The following is a 17,610-nucleotide window of genomic DNA, read 5'->3' on the forward strand; positions in this document are numbered from 1 at the left end:
CCCGCTCCTTTCAGGCTGTTTCGTGACGGAAGTCGGCCGGCCGCGGGCGCTCGTGGCCCAGCAGCATGATCAGCAGGGGTGCCTCGTCGGTCCCGGTCAGCCCCAGCTCCTCGATGTACGCGATGTTGTCGAAGCCGAGGGCCACGCCGGCGCCCAGTCCGAAAGCGGCGGCCGTGGTGTAGAAGGTCTGCGCGACGGCTCCGACGGTGCCGCCGACCAGCCGGTAGCCGCGGTCACCCACGGCGTCGAGGACGGCCGTGGTGCGGACCGTGGGCACGAGCACCGCGGCCGCCTGCTCCAGGTTGTAGTTGGACAGGAAGTAGTTGCGCTGGAGGAAGGGGCCGGGCGGGCCCGGTTTCACCGGGCGCAGGGTGTGCGCGGCCGGGTCGTACGCGTAGGCGCCGGGGGCGATGCCCGCCACGTGGTTGACGAACGCGTACAGCGCGGTGAGCGGGGGCCCGCCCGGGCGCTCGGCCTCCGTTCCGTACCCGGTGGCCGCGCAGTCGGCCAGCGCGGCGGCGAGCTGCTCGGCCTCGACCGGCCGGGAGGCGTCGAAGCGGCCGAAGCTGCTGCGGCGTTCGCGCAGGGCGCGTGTGGTGGCGGCCGGCGGCGCGGGGGGTGCGGGCAGCGGCAGCGGTCCGGCGCCCCGCGGCGGGAACGCGGCGGCCGCGTCCAGCGCCCCCGGCGCGGGACGTTCGGCGGCGCGCCCGGCGGTGGCCTCGTGGATGCGGAGCAGGGTGTCGAAGGCGAGGACCCGGCGGGAGCGTTCGACGTCCCGGTGCCGTACGGCGACGTCCGCGGTGCGGGCCGTCCCCGGGACCGGAGCTCCGTCGCCGGAGGGCGCCCCCGCCCAGGTCAGCGGCACCACCGCGAAGACGCCTTCCTCCTGCGGCGCCACGCCCAGCAGCCGGGCCAGGCGTTCCTCGTCGAACCAGAGCACGGGGTCGATCCGCAGCCCGTACTGCGCCGCCCAGAGCCGCCAGGTCTGCACCAGTGCGCCCACGTCCATGCTCACGGCGTGGAAGGAGAAGCTGTTGTACTTGAACGCGTTCTGCCAGTACTTGACGCTGAGGACCAGGTACTGGGTCGCCTCCGCGGCCACGCCACCGCCCGGGGCCGCGCTCCCGCCCGCGCTCCCGCCCGCGCCGCCGATCGCGCCCCCGCCCGACCCGGCGCCGAGGGCCGCCCGGACCTCCGCGGTCACGTCGCCCGTCAGCAGCCGCCGCAGCCCGTGCTGGTGCGGCGCGTAGTGGTGGATCCCCGGGGTGAGGGGCCCGCCCGGTCCGGACACCCAGTGGATGGCCACCGGGTAGAGCCCGCCGCCCGAGGCGGTGCCCCGGGACCAGTTCGCGTGCGTATAGTGCGGCAGCGCGGCCAGGTCGGTGTTGGCCTGCACCGCGAGCCGCCGCCCGGTCAGCCCGTACGAGTCCCTGAGCATCCCCGACAGCAGCGGGAGGGTGAATCCCGGCACGGGCCCGGGCCCGGCCCCGTCCGTCGACCCCGCCTGCTCATCCGGCCCGTCCGGCAGCGGGATCGTCTCGGCGTCCGGGTGGAACTTGGCCTTGCGGGGCCGGTCGGCCCAGTCGGGTACGAAGTCGGCGGGCTCCATCGGCACCCGGCCGCGGTGCATGATCTCGTGGGCGTAGACATGGGCGTAGCCCATGGGTCCTCCTGCGTTCGGGGCGGGCGCCGGTGGCGGCGGGCGGGGTGGGGGAGCCGGGGTAAGGGGGGCCGGGTCAGGGGAAGGGGTGGGGCGCCGGGTTGAGGTCGGCGGGTTCCAGCGGGCGCTCGCGCAGCCCGGCGTCGTACAGGGCGCTCCACATCCGCGGCATGCCGAGGGCCCGCTGCCGGGACCATCCGAAGTCGATGGGGAGCAGCCCGGGGACGAGGACGCTCACGGTGTGCAGGCCGAGGGCCCGCTGTTCCGGCATGGTCTGGTCGACGACCACGACGTCGAAGCCCTCCGCGGTGACCGCCGATACGCACCGCTCCAGGTCCGTGCGCACGTCGTCGGAAGCTGCCGAGCCCCACCGGTCGGGCCAGCGCAGCTCGGCCACGGTGCGCGGCCGTCCGTGCCCCTGCCCCTGCCCCTGCCCCTGCCCCTGCCCCTGCGAGCGCAGCAGGAAGTCCGCGTGTCGGCCCATCTCCGGGACCCCGTAGACGAGCGGATGGTCGTGCAGCGCCGTGACGAGTCCGAAGTCGGCTGCCATGGCACGCAGTCGGGCTTCGTCGCGCTCGGTGCGCCCGGGAAGGTTGACGGCGTCCGTGGCGATCTCGCAGAGCGCCGAGTCCAGGGCCGACTCCGGGTCGAGACCGGCCCCCGCGCCGAAGCACATCCGGCCGGGGCCGCCGTCGAAGCGCTCGGCCACCGCCGTCACCACGGGGATCGGGAAGGTGATCCGGGTGTCGAAGAACCGGGCCCGGTACCCGTACATCGCCAGCCGGTCGACCATCGAGCGCGTGGCCGGGCGCGAACTGCTCGCCGGGTCGATCTCGGGCAGCGGCTGGCGTCCGTACCAGGTGAGCAGGAAGGCGTCGCGCTCCACGACCTCCATCAGGCCGAAGTACACGGCCTCCGCCTGACTGCCACCGGAGGCACAGCCGTTGGAGCTCTCCTGCACGAACCGGTTCTCGATGCCGGGCGCGTGATAGTACGTCAGGATTTCCGGTACGAGGCGGGGCACCCGGTCGCGCAGCGACCAGCCCCACACCCAGGCGATCTCCCGGTCCGGGTCGAAGGGGCGCACGCGCGGGTTCTGTCGGTGGAACTCATCGCTGTAGAGGCCCACTTCGCGCGGATCGACGGCATCGGCTGCGAACTTCCTCAGTGAACCGGTGACGCTCGTGGTCCGCGACCGGGCCCGCATTCCGGCGTAGCGCTCCAGCCCCTCCAGCACTCCGACGCGGGCGCTGCGGGCGAAGGAGTCCGTGTGGCCTCCCCAGAAGGTCTCGCGCAGGTACTCGCCCGAGCGCATCGAGAAGCAGCCGATGGTCGCGGATGTGGAGGTGGAGGAGACGTCCTGGACGAGGGAGGGTCCCAGCGCCCCGCACAGCGGGTTCGCGAAGGCTGCCACGTCGATCCCGTACGACTCCACGGGGCGGGTACGGAAGACCCCGGGTCGGTACTTCGGTGCCGACGGCAGCTCCAGCACCGCCCCTTCGGCGGTGTCCTGCCCCGGAGTTGCGCACACGGGGCACTCCGGGTCGGGGACCAGCGGGTAGCGGCGTACGCGGCCTGTCCCCAGGTCCAGCAGCCGGACCTCGGGGAAGCCGCCCGCGGCGGCCATGGCCGCGGGCGTCGCGGGCGCGGGCGCCGTGGCCGCCGCCGCGATCAGCGCGGCCAGCGCCTCGACGGCGAAGGGATGCGCGTAGGGCCAGTCGCCCGTGGCCCGCGTGCCGCCGCCCAGTTCCAGCGCGTCGCGGAGCGCGACGGACCGTACCGCCTGCCAGCGGCGTTCCAGACAGCGGGCACAGCCGCCGGGCGGCCCGACGACCGCCTGGTGTGCGTACAGGTGCACGGACACGGAGGCGGTGTCACCGGCCCGGGCGGCGGGCGCCGGCCGGGTGAAGGCATCTCCGAGCCCCAGGACCGAGAGGCGCACCCGGGGGCCGCCGAGCTCCCCGAGGGCGCGGCCCAGCAGGGCCGTGAAGCGGGCCGCCGCCTGCGGGCCGAGCGCGTCGGCGAGTTCCGGACCGGCCGTCAGCGGACCGGGCAGACCCGGCAGGCCGGGCGGATCAGTGGTCATCGCCCGGCTCCTGGGCGGTGGTGAGCAGCACCCGGACGGTGTGCAGCCCGGCCGAGGCCAGGTCCGCGGAGCCCGTGGGGACGAGGTAGGCGTCGCGGCCGGCCGTACGCAGCCGGTCCAGCACCTCGGGCCAGCCGGTGACCGCGGGAGCCTCCTCTTCTGCGCGGGAGGCGACCGACGCCGTGAGCGTGCGCGCGTCCAGGTCCCGCAGCAGCGGGTCCCCGGTGTCGGCCGCTCCGGAGGCGGCGGGGTCCCGCTCGTACTGCACGGCGCCCAGAAGGTCCCGCAGTGCGGCCGCCGCAGCCGTCCGGCGGTCGAGGTCGGCGCCCACGGCCCAGCGCTCCCCCGCCCGGGCGAGCAGCACCTGGATCCCGGACCGCGCGCCCTCGCCGAGGTCCAGCAACTCGACGCCCAGCCCGAGCCGCTCCGACGACCGTACGAGAAAGGTCAGTTCGGCATCGGGTGACTCGTCCCGCAGCGGTACGGGCACGGCTGCGGCCCCGCGTACCGCCCTCAGCAGCGCGTCGTGGGACACCGCGGACAGCAGCCCCGCGGCGGCCGCGTCGGCGGCCGCGGGGCCGGCGCCCGCGCCGGCCCGGGTGCGTTCGAAGAGCCGGTCGGTGTTGTGCGGGCCGAAGGGGCGTACCGCGCCCGCCGGGACCAGCGCCGGCTCCTTCGTGACGAGCGAGACGGCCCGCTGCCAGACGGCGGCCGTGCCCGGCAGACCGGAGGCGACGGTCAGCGAGCCCTCCGCGACGGCCTCCCCGGCGGCCCGGGGCGCCACCGCGCGCGCGGGGACCACGTGCTCGGCGTAGACCAGGGCCGCGGCGTCGAGGGCCCGCATCCGCGCCCCGGCGACGTGGTGGACGTCGAAGGCGGCGATGGCCCGGGGGCCCGCGTGGCCGATGCCCAGCTCGACCACGCTCAGCTTGAGGGGGATCTGGGTGAGCGGCTCGTCCGCGTAGCGCGTGAAGAGGCCGGCGTACGGGCGGACGAGCGTGGATCGCCGGTTCAACTCCTCGACCAGTGCGTCCGCTTCGCGCGCGGTCTCCAGGGTCGGCAGGGCGGGCGAGCGGGACTGGCCGGCCGCGGTGAGGTCCACGGGCGCCACGGCGGCCAGGGACTCCTCCGTCTCCCCCGGTGCGCAGAACGGGCACCGGGGGTGCGCGAGGAGCGGTTCCGCCGTGACGTCCAGGGAAGCCATGTCCTGGACGATCAGCTGCCCCGCGGTTTCCGCGCGCAGGGCCCCCGAGGTGGCGCGGAACACCTCGTACCCCAGCAGGTTGCCGATCATCGCGGCCAGTGGCCGCCCCGGCTCGGTTCCGGCCGCGGCGAAGCCGCCGGGCAGGGCCAGACCGCTCCACAGCTCGGCGGCCGCCGCGGTGCCGCGTCCGGCGGCGGACCCGAGCCGGAGTGCGGCGCAGGCCCAGCAGCCGGGGGTGCCGTGTTCCATCAGGGGGCCGATCACGGCGTCGGAGCCGTACGTCCAGGCCGGCAGCAGGGTGCGGCCTTCGGGTATGCCGGCGCGCAGGAGTGGCAGCACCCGGGCGGGGGCGGTGCGGCCGCCGGTGACCACCACGAGGTCGTAGTCGGCCAGTTCGGACCAGGCGGGCTCCTGTCCGGGGGTCGGCGGCAGCGTGCGCAGTTCGACCGGGCAGCCGTCGGCCACGGCCTCGGCGGCCTCCGCATCGAGCTCCGGGGTGTCGGGGCCGGCCGTCACGCCGACGACCGCGGAGCCGTTGCGTATCAGGCTCTTCGCGCACCAGCGGGCCACCTCGTCGTCGCCGATGACGGCCACCCGGGTCTCCCGGAAGCGCAGGAACCGTGCCTCGGCGTCGTCCGCGTAGTGGTCGGCGTACGCGATCTGCGGGGCGTAGCGGCGGGCCACGTCCGGATCCGGCACCCTCTGCCCGGCTCCGTCCTCGGCCGGGGCGGTGACCGGCCGGGCGAAGTCCCGTTCGTACAGGGTCCGTACGAGTTCGCCGACCATGGCCCGCTGGGCCTCGCCGAGCCCCCGGCACAGATCGGCGACGGAGTGCTCGCCGGTGAGGTGGGGGACGATCAGCGTCGCGAAGCGGTACGCGGATTTGGCCGTGAGGCGGAAGCCGCCGTCGGCGTTGTGGAAGAGCACGCCGTCGGGCGTCTCGGTGAACAGCACGTCCCGGCGGATCCGGGGACGGGTCGCGGCGACGGCTTGGTAGCTGGCGTGAGCCATGGGAAACACCCCTGAGTGCGGTCTGGGCGGGATCGGGGAGGAACCGGGAGTGGGAGGCAGCTGAAGCGGAAGCAGAGGGGGACGAGAGGGGGTGGGAGGGGTTGGGAGGGGTTGGGAGGAAGGTGAGAGGGACTTGAGGGGTCAACGGGGCGCTGCAGCGGCAGCCGTTTCGTGCGTGCGGACGTGCCAACGCGCGTAGATGCGAAGGAAGTCGTGGAGCCGGTACGGGCCGGGCGGCCCGTCTTCCAACATGCCGGTGTCCACGAGCTGTTCGAGGACGGCCTCGCTCTCCTGGGACGCCGGGCCGTCGGCCTCGGTACGGGTGCCCAGCCGGAGGAACGCCGCCCGCAGCTCCGGGGGCAGCGCTCCGAGCGCCTGCCCCAGCACCTCGGGCACCGACAGCCGGGCGTCCTCGGCGAGGGCGAGTCGCGAGGGGGGATCCTCGGCGAGCCAGGCCGCGCAGTCCGCCACCGAGAGTCCGGGCCGGGTCAGCAGCCGGCCCGCGGCGATCCGCAGGGCGAGCGGGAAGTGGCCGCACACCGCGGCCAGTCGCCTGGCCGCCGCGGGCTCGGCGGCGATCCGGTCGACGCCCACGAGCCCGGCGAGCAGACCGTTCGCCTCGGCGGGGCGCAGGACGTCCAGGCGGTGGACCGCGCCGCCGTGCGTGGCGACGACCGCGGCCAGGCCGCGCCTGCTGGTCACGACCACGGAGGCGTCCCCGGCGGCGGGCAGCAGCGGCAGCACCTGCCAGGCGCCGGCCGCGCCGTCCATGACGATCAGCCGCCGTCCGGGTCCTGGCGCCGGCAGCAGCCGCGCCGCATCCTCCGCGGTGACCGCACTGCCGTCCGGATGCGCCAACTGGACGGTGAACACCCCGCCGGGGAAGGCATCTTGAACCTCGTGGGCACTCTGGCGGGCCAGCGCCGACTTTCCGATGCCCGGAGCTCCCGAGACGACGACCAGACGCGGTCCGTCGGCGGCGGTGAGCCGTGCGGCCATGACTCGGCGGTCGCTTTCGCGCCCGGCGAAGGCCGGTACGGGGAGCGCCGCGCGGGCGGGCCGGACCGGGGTGGCGTCCGCCCCGGCGGAACCGGCGCCGAGGGCCGGTACGGGGGCCGCTCCCCCGGTCACCGCCCGCGCGGACGGCTCCCGGGCGGGCGCCAGATCCTCGGCGCGCAGGATGGCGAGTTCCAGGCGCCGCAGTCCGGCGCCAGGGTCGATGCCCAGCTCGTCCCGCAGCTGGTCGCGCACCGTGCGGTACTCGGCGAGTGCCTCGGCCTGTCTCCCTGTGCGGTAGAGGGCTTCGATGAGCTGCTCGGTGAAGCGTTCGCGGACCGGGTGGCGGCGTGCGCTCTCGTAGAGGTCGACCAGGACCTGATGGCAGTTCCCGGCGGCCAGTTCGAGGTCGCAGACGCGCTCCAGCACGCGAAGCCGCTCCTGTTCCAGGGCGGGCACCGCGTCCTGCTGGAGCATCCGCGAGGCCACGTTGGCGAGCGGCTGCCCCTGCCAGAGCGACAGCGCCTCCCGGAGCCGGTAGAGCTCCTCCCCCAACCCGGCCGCCGTACCGGCCCGGGCGGTGAGCGCGCGGAACAGTACGAGATCGAGGGTCTCGGTGTCGTTGTGCATCCGGTATCCGCCGGGGACGGCCTCGATGGTGGTCGCGGAAATGCCGTACTTGGCGAATAGCCGGCGCAGCCGCAGGACGCACGTCTGTAATGCGGCGCGGGCCGTGGCGGGCGGTTCTTCGTCCCATACGGCACGCAGCAGATAGGTGGTCGACACGACGGTGCCGGGATTCAGCAGGAGAGCGGCGAGCAGACTGGTCGGCTTGGACGGTTTGAGAACGACTGTTTCGGGTCCGTGCGCAATGCTCAAGGGCCCCAAAAGCTGGAACCGGATGATTGATCCCCCGTGTCGGGACACGCATTCCCCCTATAGGGAGCGTGGCGGGGGCGGTGGTCTGCCGGCTCCGCGGGGCCCGTCACACGCCGGAAATAGTCCGGACCAAGCCCGCAGTCGCTGCCCGCCCCCCGTTGGGCGGTGAATAACTGGAACACTACATAACGGATCTTGCGGAAGTCGAGCCGCTGGATGACCCATTTGACACCCGTCGACCATTTCTCCCCTCTGCGTAACCTGAACACTTCGAGGAGTTACCGATGGGCCGTCAAAACAGTTCAGCCATAAACGAATTGCTGTGTCGGCGTCATCCAAGCACGATGTCGTGATCCAATTAAGGTGCATATCCCGCCACTACCGAAACGTCCGTGGCCGATCCTCATCCTTGTCCAAGGACCGGCCCGCGCGTCTCGACATCCGGTACCCCATCACCGCGGCCGGGAGCCGGCTGGGTCCTTCGACCTTTCGGTCCAGGCCGAAACCTTCGCCCGCCCCCGCGCGTCCGGCGCAGCATCGTACCCACCGGAGGCCACCAGCGCCGCCGCTACAAGAGGGGACCCACCATGCCGACCACACTGCGCCGTGCCGCCACCACGGCACTGGCCACCGCCGCCCTGATCACCGGGGCGATACTCGGTGGAGCCGGAACCGCCAGCGCACAGCACCAGTACGGCGACCGACTCAACCGGGGCGAGAGCCTGCAGCCCGGCGAGATGATCCAGCGCAGCATCTGGGACCCCATCGCCAATCTCCAGGTCTGGTACCGCCTCGTCATGCAGACGGACGGCAACCTGGTCGAGTACAAGATCCACCGATACGGCCAGTCGGTGTGCTGGGCCACCAACACCTACCCCTACTCGGGCAACTACGCCGTCTACCAGAGCGACGGAAACTTCGTCCTCTACACCAGCGGCGGCCATGCCCTGTGGGCCAGCCACACGATGGGCCTGCCCGGCGAGACCGTCGACATCAACCGCAACGGCGTCGTCTACGCCGGCCACACCCCCTTCACCGGCTCCTGCTGAACCGGCTCCTGCTGAACCAGCTCCAAGAGATTGCGAAGTCCCCCGCCCAGAGGCAGGGGACTTCGCAGTCTGTGCGGGCAAGCAGCGTTTCCGATACGGCCCGGAATCCAGAACGGGGCAGGAAAGACCACTTCGGTGTCCCCCTGTTCACCGCGACCATTCCCGCGCTGCTGGAGCGGAGCCTTTCCACGGATGAGTGAGCCGTGCCGCTCGGGCCGTGCATGGGGATCCCGAGTGGGGGTAGCCGCGCCTGCGGATGTCGGCGGCAGGTCCCGCGCCGCGGGGTGCGGGCCGCCGACCACACGGAAGGGGATCGCATGTCGCACGTCGAGGAGTACGTCGAGGTCAACGTCCCCGTGCGCACGGCCTACAACCAGTGGACCCAGTTCGAGGAGTTCCCCGTCTTCATGGAGGGAGTCGAGCGGATCGTCCAGCGCACGGACACCCTCACGCACTGGGTGACGAACGTGAACGGGGTGGAGCGCGAGTTCGACGCGCAGATCACCGAGCAGCTCCCGGACCGGCGCGTCGCGTGGATCACGGTCGGCGGGGAGGCCCGCCAGGCCGGGCTCGTCACCTTCCAGCCGATCGACGCGACCACCACCAAGGTCGTCCTGCACATGAATTGGGTCCCCGACGGCCTGGCCGAGTCCGCCGCGGACAAGCTCGGCTTCGTCAAACGTCAGGTCGCGGGTGACCTGAAGCGGTTCAAGCTGTTCATCGAGTCGCGCGGGGTCGCGACGGGCGCCTGGCGCGGCGAGATCTGACCCGCGACGCGAACCGGGCTCGCGCGCGAGGGTGCCCGTACCGCCTCCCGGGGCGCGGCGGGGCGGGAAGGGCACGGTCTTCAAGGGGATTCCCCGCCTAAAGGAAGCCCGAATTCCACGGTGTCTCGGCCAACTTGCCCACACGCCCCCGCGCGCCCCCTGAAGTGACGTTCCATCTCCTCCGTCCGGGGGCAGCCGCGTGGTGCCGTTGGTTCGTCTACCGAGGAGACCACACGATGACGAAGGTCCTCGTCCTGCACAGTGTCAGCCTGGTCCGGTCGGCACTGGCCGCGCTGCTGAGATCGGAAGGCCCCTTCCAGGTGACGTCGGCGGGCTGGCGCACCGCGGTGCGCCAGGCCGAATCCTTACGACCAGACGTCACGGTCGTCGACCTCGACTGTCCGGGGACGGCGGCCGCTCTGACGGACGCGGGACGCGCGAACCGTCAGGTCCTCGCGTCACCGTCCGCGGTACTGGTCCTCGCGTCGACCGGTGCCCCCGGTTCCCTGCACCGTGCGTTCCGGGCCGAGGCCCGCGGCTACGTCGACAAGGACGGCTCGCCGGTGCGGCTCGTCCGGGCGGTACGCAAGCTCGCGGCCGGGGAACGGTTCATCGACGCCTCGCTGGCCTCCGCCTTCATGGAGGCCGACCCCGTGCCGCTGAGCCCGCGCGAGCTCAGCGTGCTGGCCCGGGCCGCGGAGGGCGATTCCATCGCCGAGATCGCCCGTACGCTGCACCTGGCGAGCGGGACGGTACGCAACTACATCGCCGCGGCGACCCGGAAGACCGGAGCGCGCAACCTCATCGACGCGATCCGGATATCCCAGGGGGCGGGCTGGGTCTGATCCGCGACGCCCGCGTCGGTCGGCCTCATGTGTCCGTGGTCCCGTGCCAGCCGCCCACCAGATCGCGGTAGAGCGGTGAGAGCGCCGGGAGTTCCGCGTGCGTGCCGCACACGACCCGGGTCCCGTCGAGGACGAGGACCCGGTCGGCGCGGGCCGCGGACGAGACGCGGTGGGCCACGACGACCAGGGTGCCGGGACGCTCCGCGAGGGCCCGCTCGGCACGCTCCTCCGTCCTCGGATCCAAGTGACAGGTGGCCTCGTCGAGCAGCAGCAGCGGAGCCGGGGAGAGGTAGGCGGCCGCGAGCGCGAGGTGCTGGCACTCCCCCCGGGACAGCAGCCGGGGGGACACCTCGCCGTCCAGGCCGCCCAGCCGCTCGACGAGGCCCTCCAGTCCCAGGGAGCCGACGGCGCGCCGCAGTTCGGCGTCTCCGGGCAGCGAGCCGTCCGCGCCCGCGGACAGGTGGGTCAGGTTCTCCCGTACGGTGCCGCTGAACACGTAGGCCTGCTGCGGCAGCAGGGTCCGCCGCGGATCCGGGCCCGTGGCACCCGTCTCCCGGCGGGCGGCGGCGCCGGCGACGAGGACCGTCCCCGCACCGGGTGGCAGCATCCCGGCCAGCAGGGCGGTGAGCGTGGACTTCCCGATGCCGCTCGGTCCGACCACCGCGAGGTGCTCCCCCGCCCGCACCTCCAGGTCGAGGCCGTCGAGGACGGGTGCCGCCGCGGGGCCGTAGGCGAAGGTGACACCCCGGAACTCGGCAGCCGCGGGGTCGGGCTCCACCGGATCCACCGTCTCCCCCGGCGTCTCCCTCTCCCCCGCCTCGCCGGTGCGGCGGGCGCCGGGGGGCGACGGCGGCGGCTCGCAGAAGCGCTCGAGGACCACCAGCAGTCGGGTGCCGGCCGAACCCAGCGCGGTCATCAGGGTGTTGAGGGCGGGCAGCAACGCCTGCACCACGTAGGTGAGGCCTCCGGCCAGCGCCCCGGTGGTGATCCCGTGGCCGAGCAGCCAGGGCGTCGCGGCGAGCAGCGCGATCACCGGCAGCCGGCCCGCCGCACCGAGGGCCAGGGTGCGCAGAGCGGCCCACCGCGCGAGCGTGCGCGCCAGCCGCTCCTGGGCGGCGATCAGCGGCTCCACCCGGGCCCGCGCCTCCGCTTGCCCACCGCAGGCCACGATGTCGCGCAGCCCCTCCCCCAGCGCACCCACCCGGTCCGCGAGGGCCTCGTCGGTGTCCAGGGACCGGCGCTGTACGGAAGCCATGGGGCGGAGCGTGGCCAGGAAGGCCGCCACGCCCAGCAGCAGGGGCGGCAGCACGATGAGCAGCAGGACCGGAGCCAGGGCCGCCATGCCCGCGAAGGCGCCCACGGCGGTGAAGACGAAGGAACGTACCGTCAGTACCAGTCCGGCGAAGGAGTCACGGGCCATTTCCGTCTGCTGGGTCAGCCGGGACACCGCGCCCGCGTCCGGTGCGCGCGCCGGGTCGGCCACCGCACGGTCCAGTGCCTGCCGCACCGCCCGCCGCATCAGGCCGTCCCGCAGCGGTTCCACGAGGTCCGCGAGTCCGGCGAACACGCCGCGCAGGGCGAACCCGCCGATCAGTGCTCCGGCTCCGGCCGCGGCCAGCCATGCGAGGCCGGTGGTGGTGCGGCCGGCGAGGAAGCCGTCGTCGAGGGCGCGGGCCACTCCGTAGCCGCCGAGGAAGGTCTGCGCGGATTCGAGGAGCGACCATGCCGCCAGCCGCCCCAGGGCGCGCTTGTGGCCGCGCAGGAAGCGGCGGCCCTCGGGGGCGACCCGGCGCCAGGTTTCCGCCTCGGTCATGGTGCGACCTCCCGCTTCCCCACCGGCATCCGGCGGGCGTCCGCTTCCGCCTCCGCCCCGGCTCCGGGGGCAGCGTCCGGCGCCGCCTGCGCTCCGGCCGCCGTCCCCGGCCCGGCGGCGAACACGGCCCGGTAGTCGGGGTCGTGCCGCCACAGCTCCTCGTGGAGGCCCGCCGCCCGTACCCGCCCGTCCTCGAGCCATACGACGAGGTCGGCGCGCAGGGCCGAAGAGAGGCGGTGCGCCACCACGATCCGGGTGCCGGGCCGGACCTCGTGCGCGAGCGCCCGCTCGACCTCGCGGGCCGTGACGGTGTCGAGGCTGGAGGTGGCGTCGTCCAGTACGAGGAGCCGGCCCGCGTGGCAGAACGCCCGGGCCAGCCCGAGGCGTTGGACCTCACCACCGGACATCGGGGCATCGGCGAGGTGCGTGCCGTACCCCTGGGGCAGGCGCCGTACGAATGCGTCGGCGCCGGCGGCACGCGCCGCGGCCCGGACGGCTTCGCGGCCGGGGTCCGGACCCGATCCGAAGCCGATCGCGTCGCCGACCGTGTCCCCGAACAGCGCGGGGCGGTCGAAGGCGTAGCCGATCTCGCGGCGCAGCGCTTCGGCGGTCAGCTCCCGCAGGGGTACGCCGTCCAGAAGCACCTCGCCCGCGTCCGGGTCGGTGAGCCGGCCGGCCACGGCGGCGAACAGCGTCTTGCCGGAGCCGGACCGGCCCACCACCGCCACCGTGGTGCCGCCGGGGATCACCAGGTCGATGTCGTGCAGGACCGCCGAGCCGCCCCGCACGACCCGGACGCCGCGCAGTTCCAGGGTGCCCGCGCCGCCTTCCGGCAGTTCCGCCCGGCCGTGCTCGAACACCGGCAGGGCCAGGAGGGCGGCGGTCTGGCGGGCGGCCGCCCGGCCGCGGACGACGGCCGCCAGTGCGCCGGTCACCCCGCCGACGCCGGCCGCGAGGCCCGCGTACCGCATGGCGGCGAGGAGTTCGCCGACCCCGAGGGCTCCGGCCGACAGCCGGATGCCTCCGACGGCGAGGACCGTGTACAGGAGCATCGGCATGAGGGCCGCGGACCGGGCCGTCGTCCCCCCGTAGGCCCGCCACATCCGCCTGCCCTCGGCGGCGAGCTCGGGCAACCGCGCGAGGATCCGGGCGCGTTCGCGCTCCGCGGTACCCGCGGCGGCGATCGTGCGCGCCCCGGCCAGCGCCTCCACGAGCAGCCCTGCGGTGGCGAGCTGCACCTGCTGGTAGCGGGCGACGCTGGTCAGGGTGGAGCGGGCGAAGGTCCGCAGCAGGAGCGCGAGCAGCGGAACGCCCGCGAGGAAGGCGAGCGCCGTCCACACGTCGATGAGGAAGAGCGCGGCCACCGCGCCGATCGGCGGCAGCAGCGAGGCGACGGCGTGCGCGGCGGCGGCCGGGGCCTTCCCCGCCTCGGTGGCGTGCGCGGTCAGCCGTGCGGCGGTGTCTCCGGGTGCGTGGCGGGCCGCGTGGTGCGGGGCCGTCCGCAGCAGCCGGGCGGTCCCGAGCCTGCGCAGCCGGGCGGTGGAGCGGCCGTCGACCTCGCCGGTCAGACGTGCGGCCGCGGCGTCCAGCGCCACCTCGGCGGCGATGACCGCGGCGCACAGCAGGGTCCAGGTGGGGCCCGAGGGGTCCCGGCGGAGCAGCAGGTCGAGGGTGTGGCCGAGGACCGCCGGTTCGGCGAGCGCCGCCGCGGCGGCCGCCACGGCGCATCCGAGGACGGCGGCGGTGCGCCCGGCGCTGTGCCGGGCCGCCGCCACGAGTGCCCGGTCGGCGTCGCGCGCCTCGGCGGGCGCCCGTTTCGGGCCGTCCGCCGCGTCGGGTGGGCTCATCGTCGGACGCCTCCAAAGACGTGGTGCGGGCCCGGGCGGTGAACCGCCCGGGCCCGGAGTGACCTGGTTAGTTACAGGTCGTGATGCTGAGGCTGCTGTCGCCGCAGAGCAGGAGGCTGGCCCGGCTGCCGCCGCCACCGCCGCCGTGCATCTCCGTGATCTCTTCCTTCGGGGTCTCCATCGACTGCAGGTCAAGAAGGGTCATGTCGGTTCCTCTTCTTCTCTCGAGTGGTGCGATGGGTCACGGTCCCGGACGGGACCGGCTCTGGGGCCGCCGCGCGTTCGCGCAGCGGCGGGAGGAACGGCAGGTGTGCGCGCCCACCGGGCGCAGCGCTGCCGAGGGCGAGGAGGGCGCCGGCCGTGCCCGTGGTGAGGTCCATGGACAGCCGCATCATCTGCTCGCCGGGGAAGGCCAGGTGGCCCTGGTAGGGCACGGCGTGCCGGGCCAGGGCGTCGATCTGGCGGGCGACGGCCGCGGGTCCGGTGCCCGGGCCCGGCGTGGTGGTCCGGGCCAGGTGCAGGATCATCCCGGCGGCGCCGCGCATCAGCCCGGGCTGGGCGTAGAAGGTCGCCTGGGCCGCCCGTACGATCTCGCGCCGGGCCTGCTCGAAGCGCTCGTCCGGGCCGTGCTCCAGCCAGTCGTCGAGCACCATGCCGATGCCTACGCTGCCCTCGCCGAGGTACGGCATCGTGCGCCAGCCCTCGTTCACCTGGAGGGTGCCGAACGCGCTGGTGACACAGCGGTCGAGGTCGCGGTGGAGCGCCTGGGCGGCCTGGACCAGCAGTTCCTTGTCACCGGTGCGCTCGTAGAGCCGTACGAGGAGCAGGGCGGGGCCGGAGTTGCCGTACAGCAGTCCCGCGCGGGCGGGGCGCTGCCCGGGCCGGGCGATCAGCTCGGCGCAGCGCAGGGCAGCGGTGTGCAGTTCGCCCTCGCCGCTCGCCGCGGCGAGGGCGTCGAGGGCGAGGCCGATGCCTGCGAGTCCGCCGTGCAGGTCGGGGCCCGCGCTCTCCCAGGGCTGGTGCAGCAGCTGGTCGGCGAGGGCGAGGGCCCGGTCGTGGTGTCCGAGCCGGTGCAGGGTCCAGGCCGTGCCGGCCAGGCCGTCGTAGAAGCCGAGCGGGGTGCCGGAGAGCGGCTCCAGGGTCCGGTCGAGGAGCCATTCCTCGGCCTCGGGCCAGGGACCGGCGCCGGTCTCGGCGAGGGCGTACAGCACGCCGGCGATCCCGTGGCCGAAGCCGGTGCCTCCACCGGGGTTGGCGAACTGGGCGATGTCGCCCGGGACGATGCGGTCCTCGCGGTCCGGGGTGGCGCTCGCACGCACCGCCGCGCTCATCGACGTACGGGCGGCGGGCCAGTCCCGCGGCTCGACCGGCAGGTACGGTCCGGCCGGTGCGGGCGGGCGGTCACCCGGTGCGCCCTGCGGAACGCCGGAGAGGATCTCCCCGACGGCCTCGTCGAGGAACTGCCTGGGTACGGGGAACTGTTCGGCGACCACGGCGGCCAGATGCACGGCCTTGGCCCGGTCGAGGACGAGCAGGCTGGTCAGCGGGAGGAAGAGGGCGAGCCGCAGGCAGGCGAGGGCGTAGCGGTCGACGGAGAACCCGCGCCGCCCGGCCGGGGCGACGAAGGCGGGGTTGGCCACGGTCTGCCGCAGTCCCTCGTCGACGTGCGCGGCCGCTTCGAAGTCCAGTAGTGAGACGGTGGGTTCGCCCGCCTCGTCCTCGGCCACCATGATGTTGAAGAGGTGGAGGTCGTTGAAGACCACGCCGCGGGCGTGCACGGCGTCGACGGCCTCCGTGACCTTCCGGTGGATGGTGAGGGCCCACTCGGTGTACGAGGCGAGCTCCGCCGGTTCGGGGTCCGCCTCGATCAGCGGGTGGCGGCGGGCGAAGTAGGTGTTGAGCGGTTTGCCCGCGAGGTGTTCCAGGACCAGGAAGTGGTGGTCGCCGACCGTGAACGTGCCGAGGACCGACGGGACGCAGTCGAGGCCCGCGAGCCGCTCCAGCGCGGCCCGTTCGCGGTGCAGCCGGGTCACGGCGTCGGCTCCGTCGGCGGCGAGGCCCGCGTACGGCCGGGCCTCCTTGAGGACCACGGACCCTCCGGTGCGGGTGTCCTTGCCGACGTACACGCCGCCGCCGTTGGAGAAGTGCAGCGCCCGCTCCACCGTGAAGGGAATCCCGGTCAGGGTGAGCGCGGAGCGTGCTTCGAGGTGCGGCTTCAGGAAGCCGGGCAGTTCGAGCCACTCCGGCGGCTGGAAGACCGGTCCGCGGCGGTCCGGTACGAGCCGCCCTTCGGGGGTCTCGATCGCCGGGACCAGCTCGCCGTGCTCGTCGTAGCAGTGCCGCAGGGTGAAGCTGCCGTAGCGCAGGTGGACCGGTCCGGCGCCCCAGCGCAGATCGCTGAGGATGTACGGGCCGGCCGCCCCCGCCAGCGCGGCGTCGAGGTCCTCCGCGATCCGGCGGCACTGCCCTTCGTCCGCGGGATACACGGTGATGAATTTCCCGCTCGCGGCGCGGTCGGCGTACTTGGCGTTGCGCAGGTGCAGCAGGTAGCGGCTCGGTACGAACTTGAAGGCGATGCGGCGCGCCGTGCAGTACTCGTACACCGTCGTCAGCAGTGACTCGGCGTTGTCGAGCGTGGCCGAGACATGGATCTTCCAGCCCTGTGCGGGCAGTTCGGCATCGGTGGGACGCAGCGCGAGCCAGTCGCCGCTCCGGTGCGAGCGCCATCCCGGAGGGACGGGGGCGAGGGCGGCCGGATAGCTCTCGCCGGCCCGCCGGTACGGCGCGTCGTAGAACCACCGGTCCGCGTCGCAGAAGGCTGCGTACCCCTTGTTCACACCTGCTCCCTCGGTCGGTTGCAGGACTGACCGTGTCACGCGCGGCGCGGGCGCCGACAGTCACGGCTGTCACGGATGGGGTGTGCAGTACTCACGCGTAACGAGGCTCCGCTTCGGGTCGCGGGAAGGGGCGCTGTGGGGTGTCGGCGCCCCCGGCAGGACCGTCCCGATGAGGGCGGCCACCACCACCGGCGCATGCGCGGGGCCCCGCCGGGCACGCGCACGGCATGACCGTCATCCCCCGCGCGGCAGCACGTCGAGGCCATCCACGCGTCATGGCCCGCGCGGCACGCACCCGCGCCGAGCTGCGGCGTACGGCCGTCCATGCCTGGACGGACAGCCTGGCCGACCACGCGGCCTCCCTCAGTTACCTGGCGGTGTTCCGGCGCGCCCTGCACGCGATGCACGGGGTACCCGACACGCGGCCACCGCTTCGCGCGGCCCACACCCTGGTCGTCAACGCCTTGGTGCCTCCTGGTCATGATCCTGTTCCGCACCGGCCCGGCCGGCCGCCTCGGGGCTCTTCACCCTGTACACGGAGCTCAACACCTACGGTTCGCCAACCTGGCGCTGCTCGCCGGCGCCCGTTTCAACGCCGAACGGGCCCGGGGCGTAG

The 17,610-nt window shown here is 74.1% G+C and carries 11 protein-coding genes and 1 pseudogene; 4 read left to right on the plus strand and 8 right to left on the minus strand.

The window, feature by feature from the left end:
• Window positions 1-10: 10 nt before the first annotated feature.
• The 4 genes from OG247_RS01780 to OG247_RS01795 all read right to left on the minus strand — a co-directional run bounded on the left by OG247_RS01780 (window position 11) and on the right by OG247_RS01795 (window position 7,836).
• Window positions 11-1,663, minus strand: a complete 1,653-nt coding sequence (locus OG247_RS01780) for a nitroreductase family protein (protein ID WP_327250481.1) — start codon at window positions 1,661-1,663, stop codon at window positions 11-13.
• A gap of 73 nt (window positions 1,664-1,736) precedes the next feature.
• Window positions 1,737-3,746: a TOMM precursor leader peptide-binding protein gene (locus OG247_RS01785; protein ID WP_327250482.1), complete on the minus strand. Its 2,010-nt coding sequence runs from the start codon at window positions 3,744-3,746 to the stop codon at window positions 1,737-1,739.
• Window positions 3,736-5,961, minus strand: a complete 2,226-nt coding sequence (locus OG247_RS01790) for a TOMM precursor leader peptide-binding protein (protein ID WP_327250483.1) — start codon at window positions 5,959-5,961, stop codon at window positions 3,736-3,738. Before OG247_RS01790 ends, OG247_RS01785 begins: the two co-directional genes overlap by 11 nt.
• Before the next feature lie 141 nt (window positions 5,962-6,102).
• On the minus strand, window positions 6,103-7,836 hold the full coding sequence (locus tag OG247_RS01795; protein WP_327250484.1) for an AfsR/SARP family transcriptional regulator: 1,734 nt from the start codon (window positions 7,834-7,836) through the stop codon (window positions 6,103-6,105).
• 587 nt (window positions 7,837-8,423) lie between these two features.
• On the opposite strand from OG247_RS01795, the gene OG247_RS01800 reads away from it, so the two are divergent.
• The 3 genes from OG247_RS01800 to OG247_RS01810 all read left to right on the plus strand — a co-directional run bounded on the left by OG247_RS01800 (window position 8,424) and on the right by OG247_RS01810 (window position 10,497).
• Entirely contained in the window at window positions 8,424-8,885 is a 462-nt protein-coding gene (locus OG247_RS01800) for a hypothetical protein (protein WP_327250485.1), read from the plus strand.
• 317 nt (window positions 8,886-9,202) lie between these two features.
• Entirely contained in the window at window positions 9,203-9,652 is a 450-nt protein-coding gene (locus tag OG247_RS01805; RefSeq protein WP_327250486.1) for an SRPBCC family protein, read from the plus strand.
• A 236-nt stretch (window positions 9,653-9,888) separates the two neighbouring features.
• Window positions 9,889-10,497 carry a response regulator transcription factor gene (locus OG247_RS01810; protein ID WP_327250487.1) on the plus strand — a complete coding sequence of 203 codons (609 nt, stop codon included), beginning with the start codon at window positions 9,889-9,891 and terminating at the stop codon, window positions 10,495-10,497.
• Window positions 10,498-10,522: 25 nt separating this feature from the next.
• On the opposite strand, the gene OG247_RS01815 is transcribed toward OG247_RS01810, so the two are convergent.
• The 4 genes from OG247_RS01815 to lanKC form a co-directional block, all read right to left on the minus strand.
• Window positions 10,523-12,310, minus strand: a complete 1,788-nt coding sequence (locus tag OG247_RS01815; RefSeq protein WP_327250488.1) for an ABC transporter ATP-binding protein — start codon at window positions 12,308-12,310, stop codon at window positions 10,523-10,525.
• Complete coding sequence (locus OG247_RS01820; RefSeq protein ID WP_327250489.1) at window positions 12,307-14,157, minus strand: ABC transporter ATP-binding protein; 1,851 nt, start codon at window positions 14,155-14,157, stop codon at window positions 12,307-12,309. The genes OG247_RS01815 and OG247_RS01820 overlap by 4 nt, the downstream gene beginning before the upstream one ends.
• A 67-nt stretch (window positions 14,158-14,224) precedes the next feature.
• On the minus strand, window positions 14,225-14,362 hold the full coding sequence (locus OG247_RS01825) for a SapB/AmfS family lanthipeptide (protein ID WP_254386476.1): 138 nt from the start codon (window positions 14,360-14,362) through the stop codon (window positions 14,225-14,227).
• Window positions 14,349-16,994 (minus strand): class III lanthionine synthetase LanKC, encoded by a 2,646-nt coding sequence (gene lanKC / locus OG247_RS01830; protein ID WP_327250490.1) that lies wholly within the window; start codon window positions 16,992-16,994, stop codon window positions 14,349-14,351. Before lanKC ends, OG247_RS01825 begins: the two co-directional genes overlap by 14 nt.
• Before the next feature lie 362 nt (window positions 16,995-17,356).
• Between lanKC and OG247_RS44705 the strand changes: the two are divergent.
• Window positions 17,357-17,461, plus strand: a pseudogene (locus OG247_RS44705) (ribonuclease BN); the annotation flags it as partial.
• Window positions 17,462-17,610: the final 149 nt, after the last annotated feature.

The organism is Streptomyces sp. NBC_01244, from assembly GCF_035987325.1.
Lineage (GTDB): Bacteria > Actinomycetota > Actinomycetes > Streptomycetales > Streptomycetaceae > Streptomyces.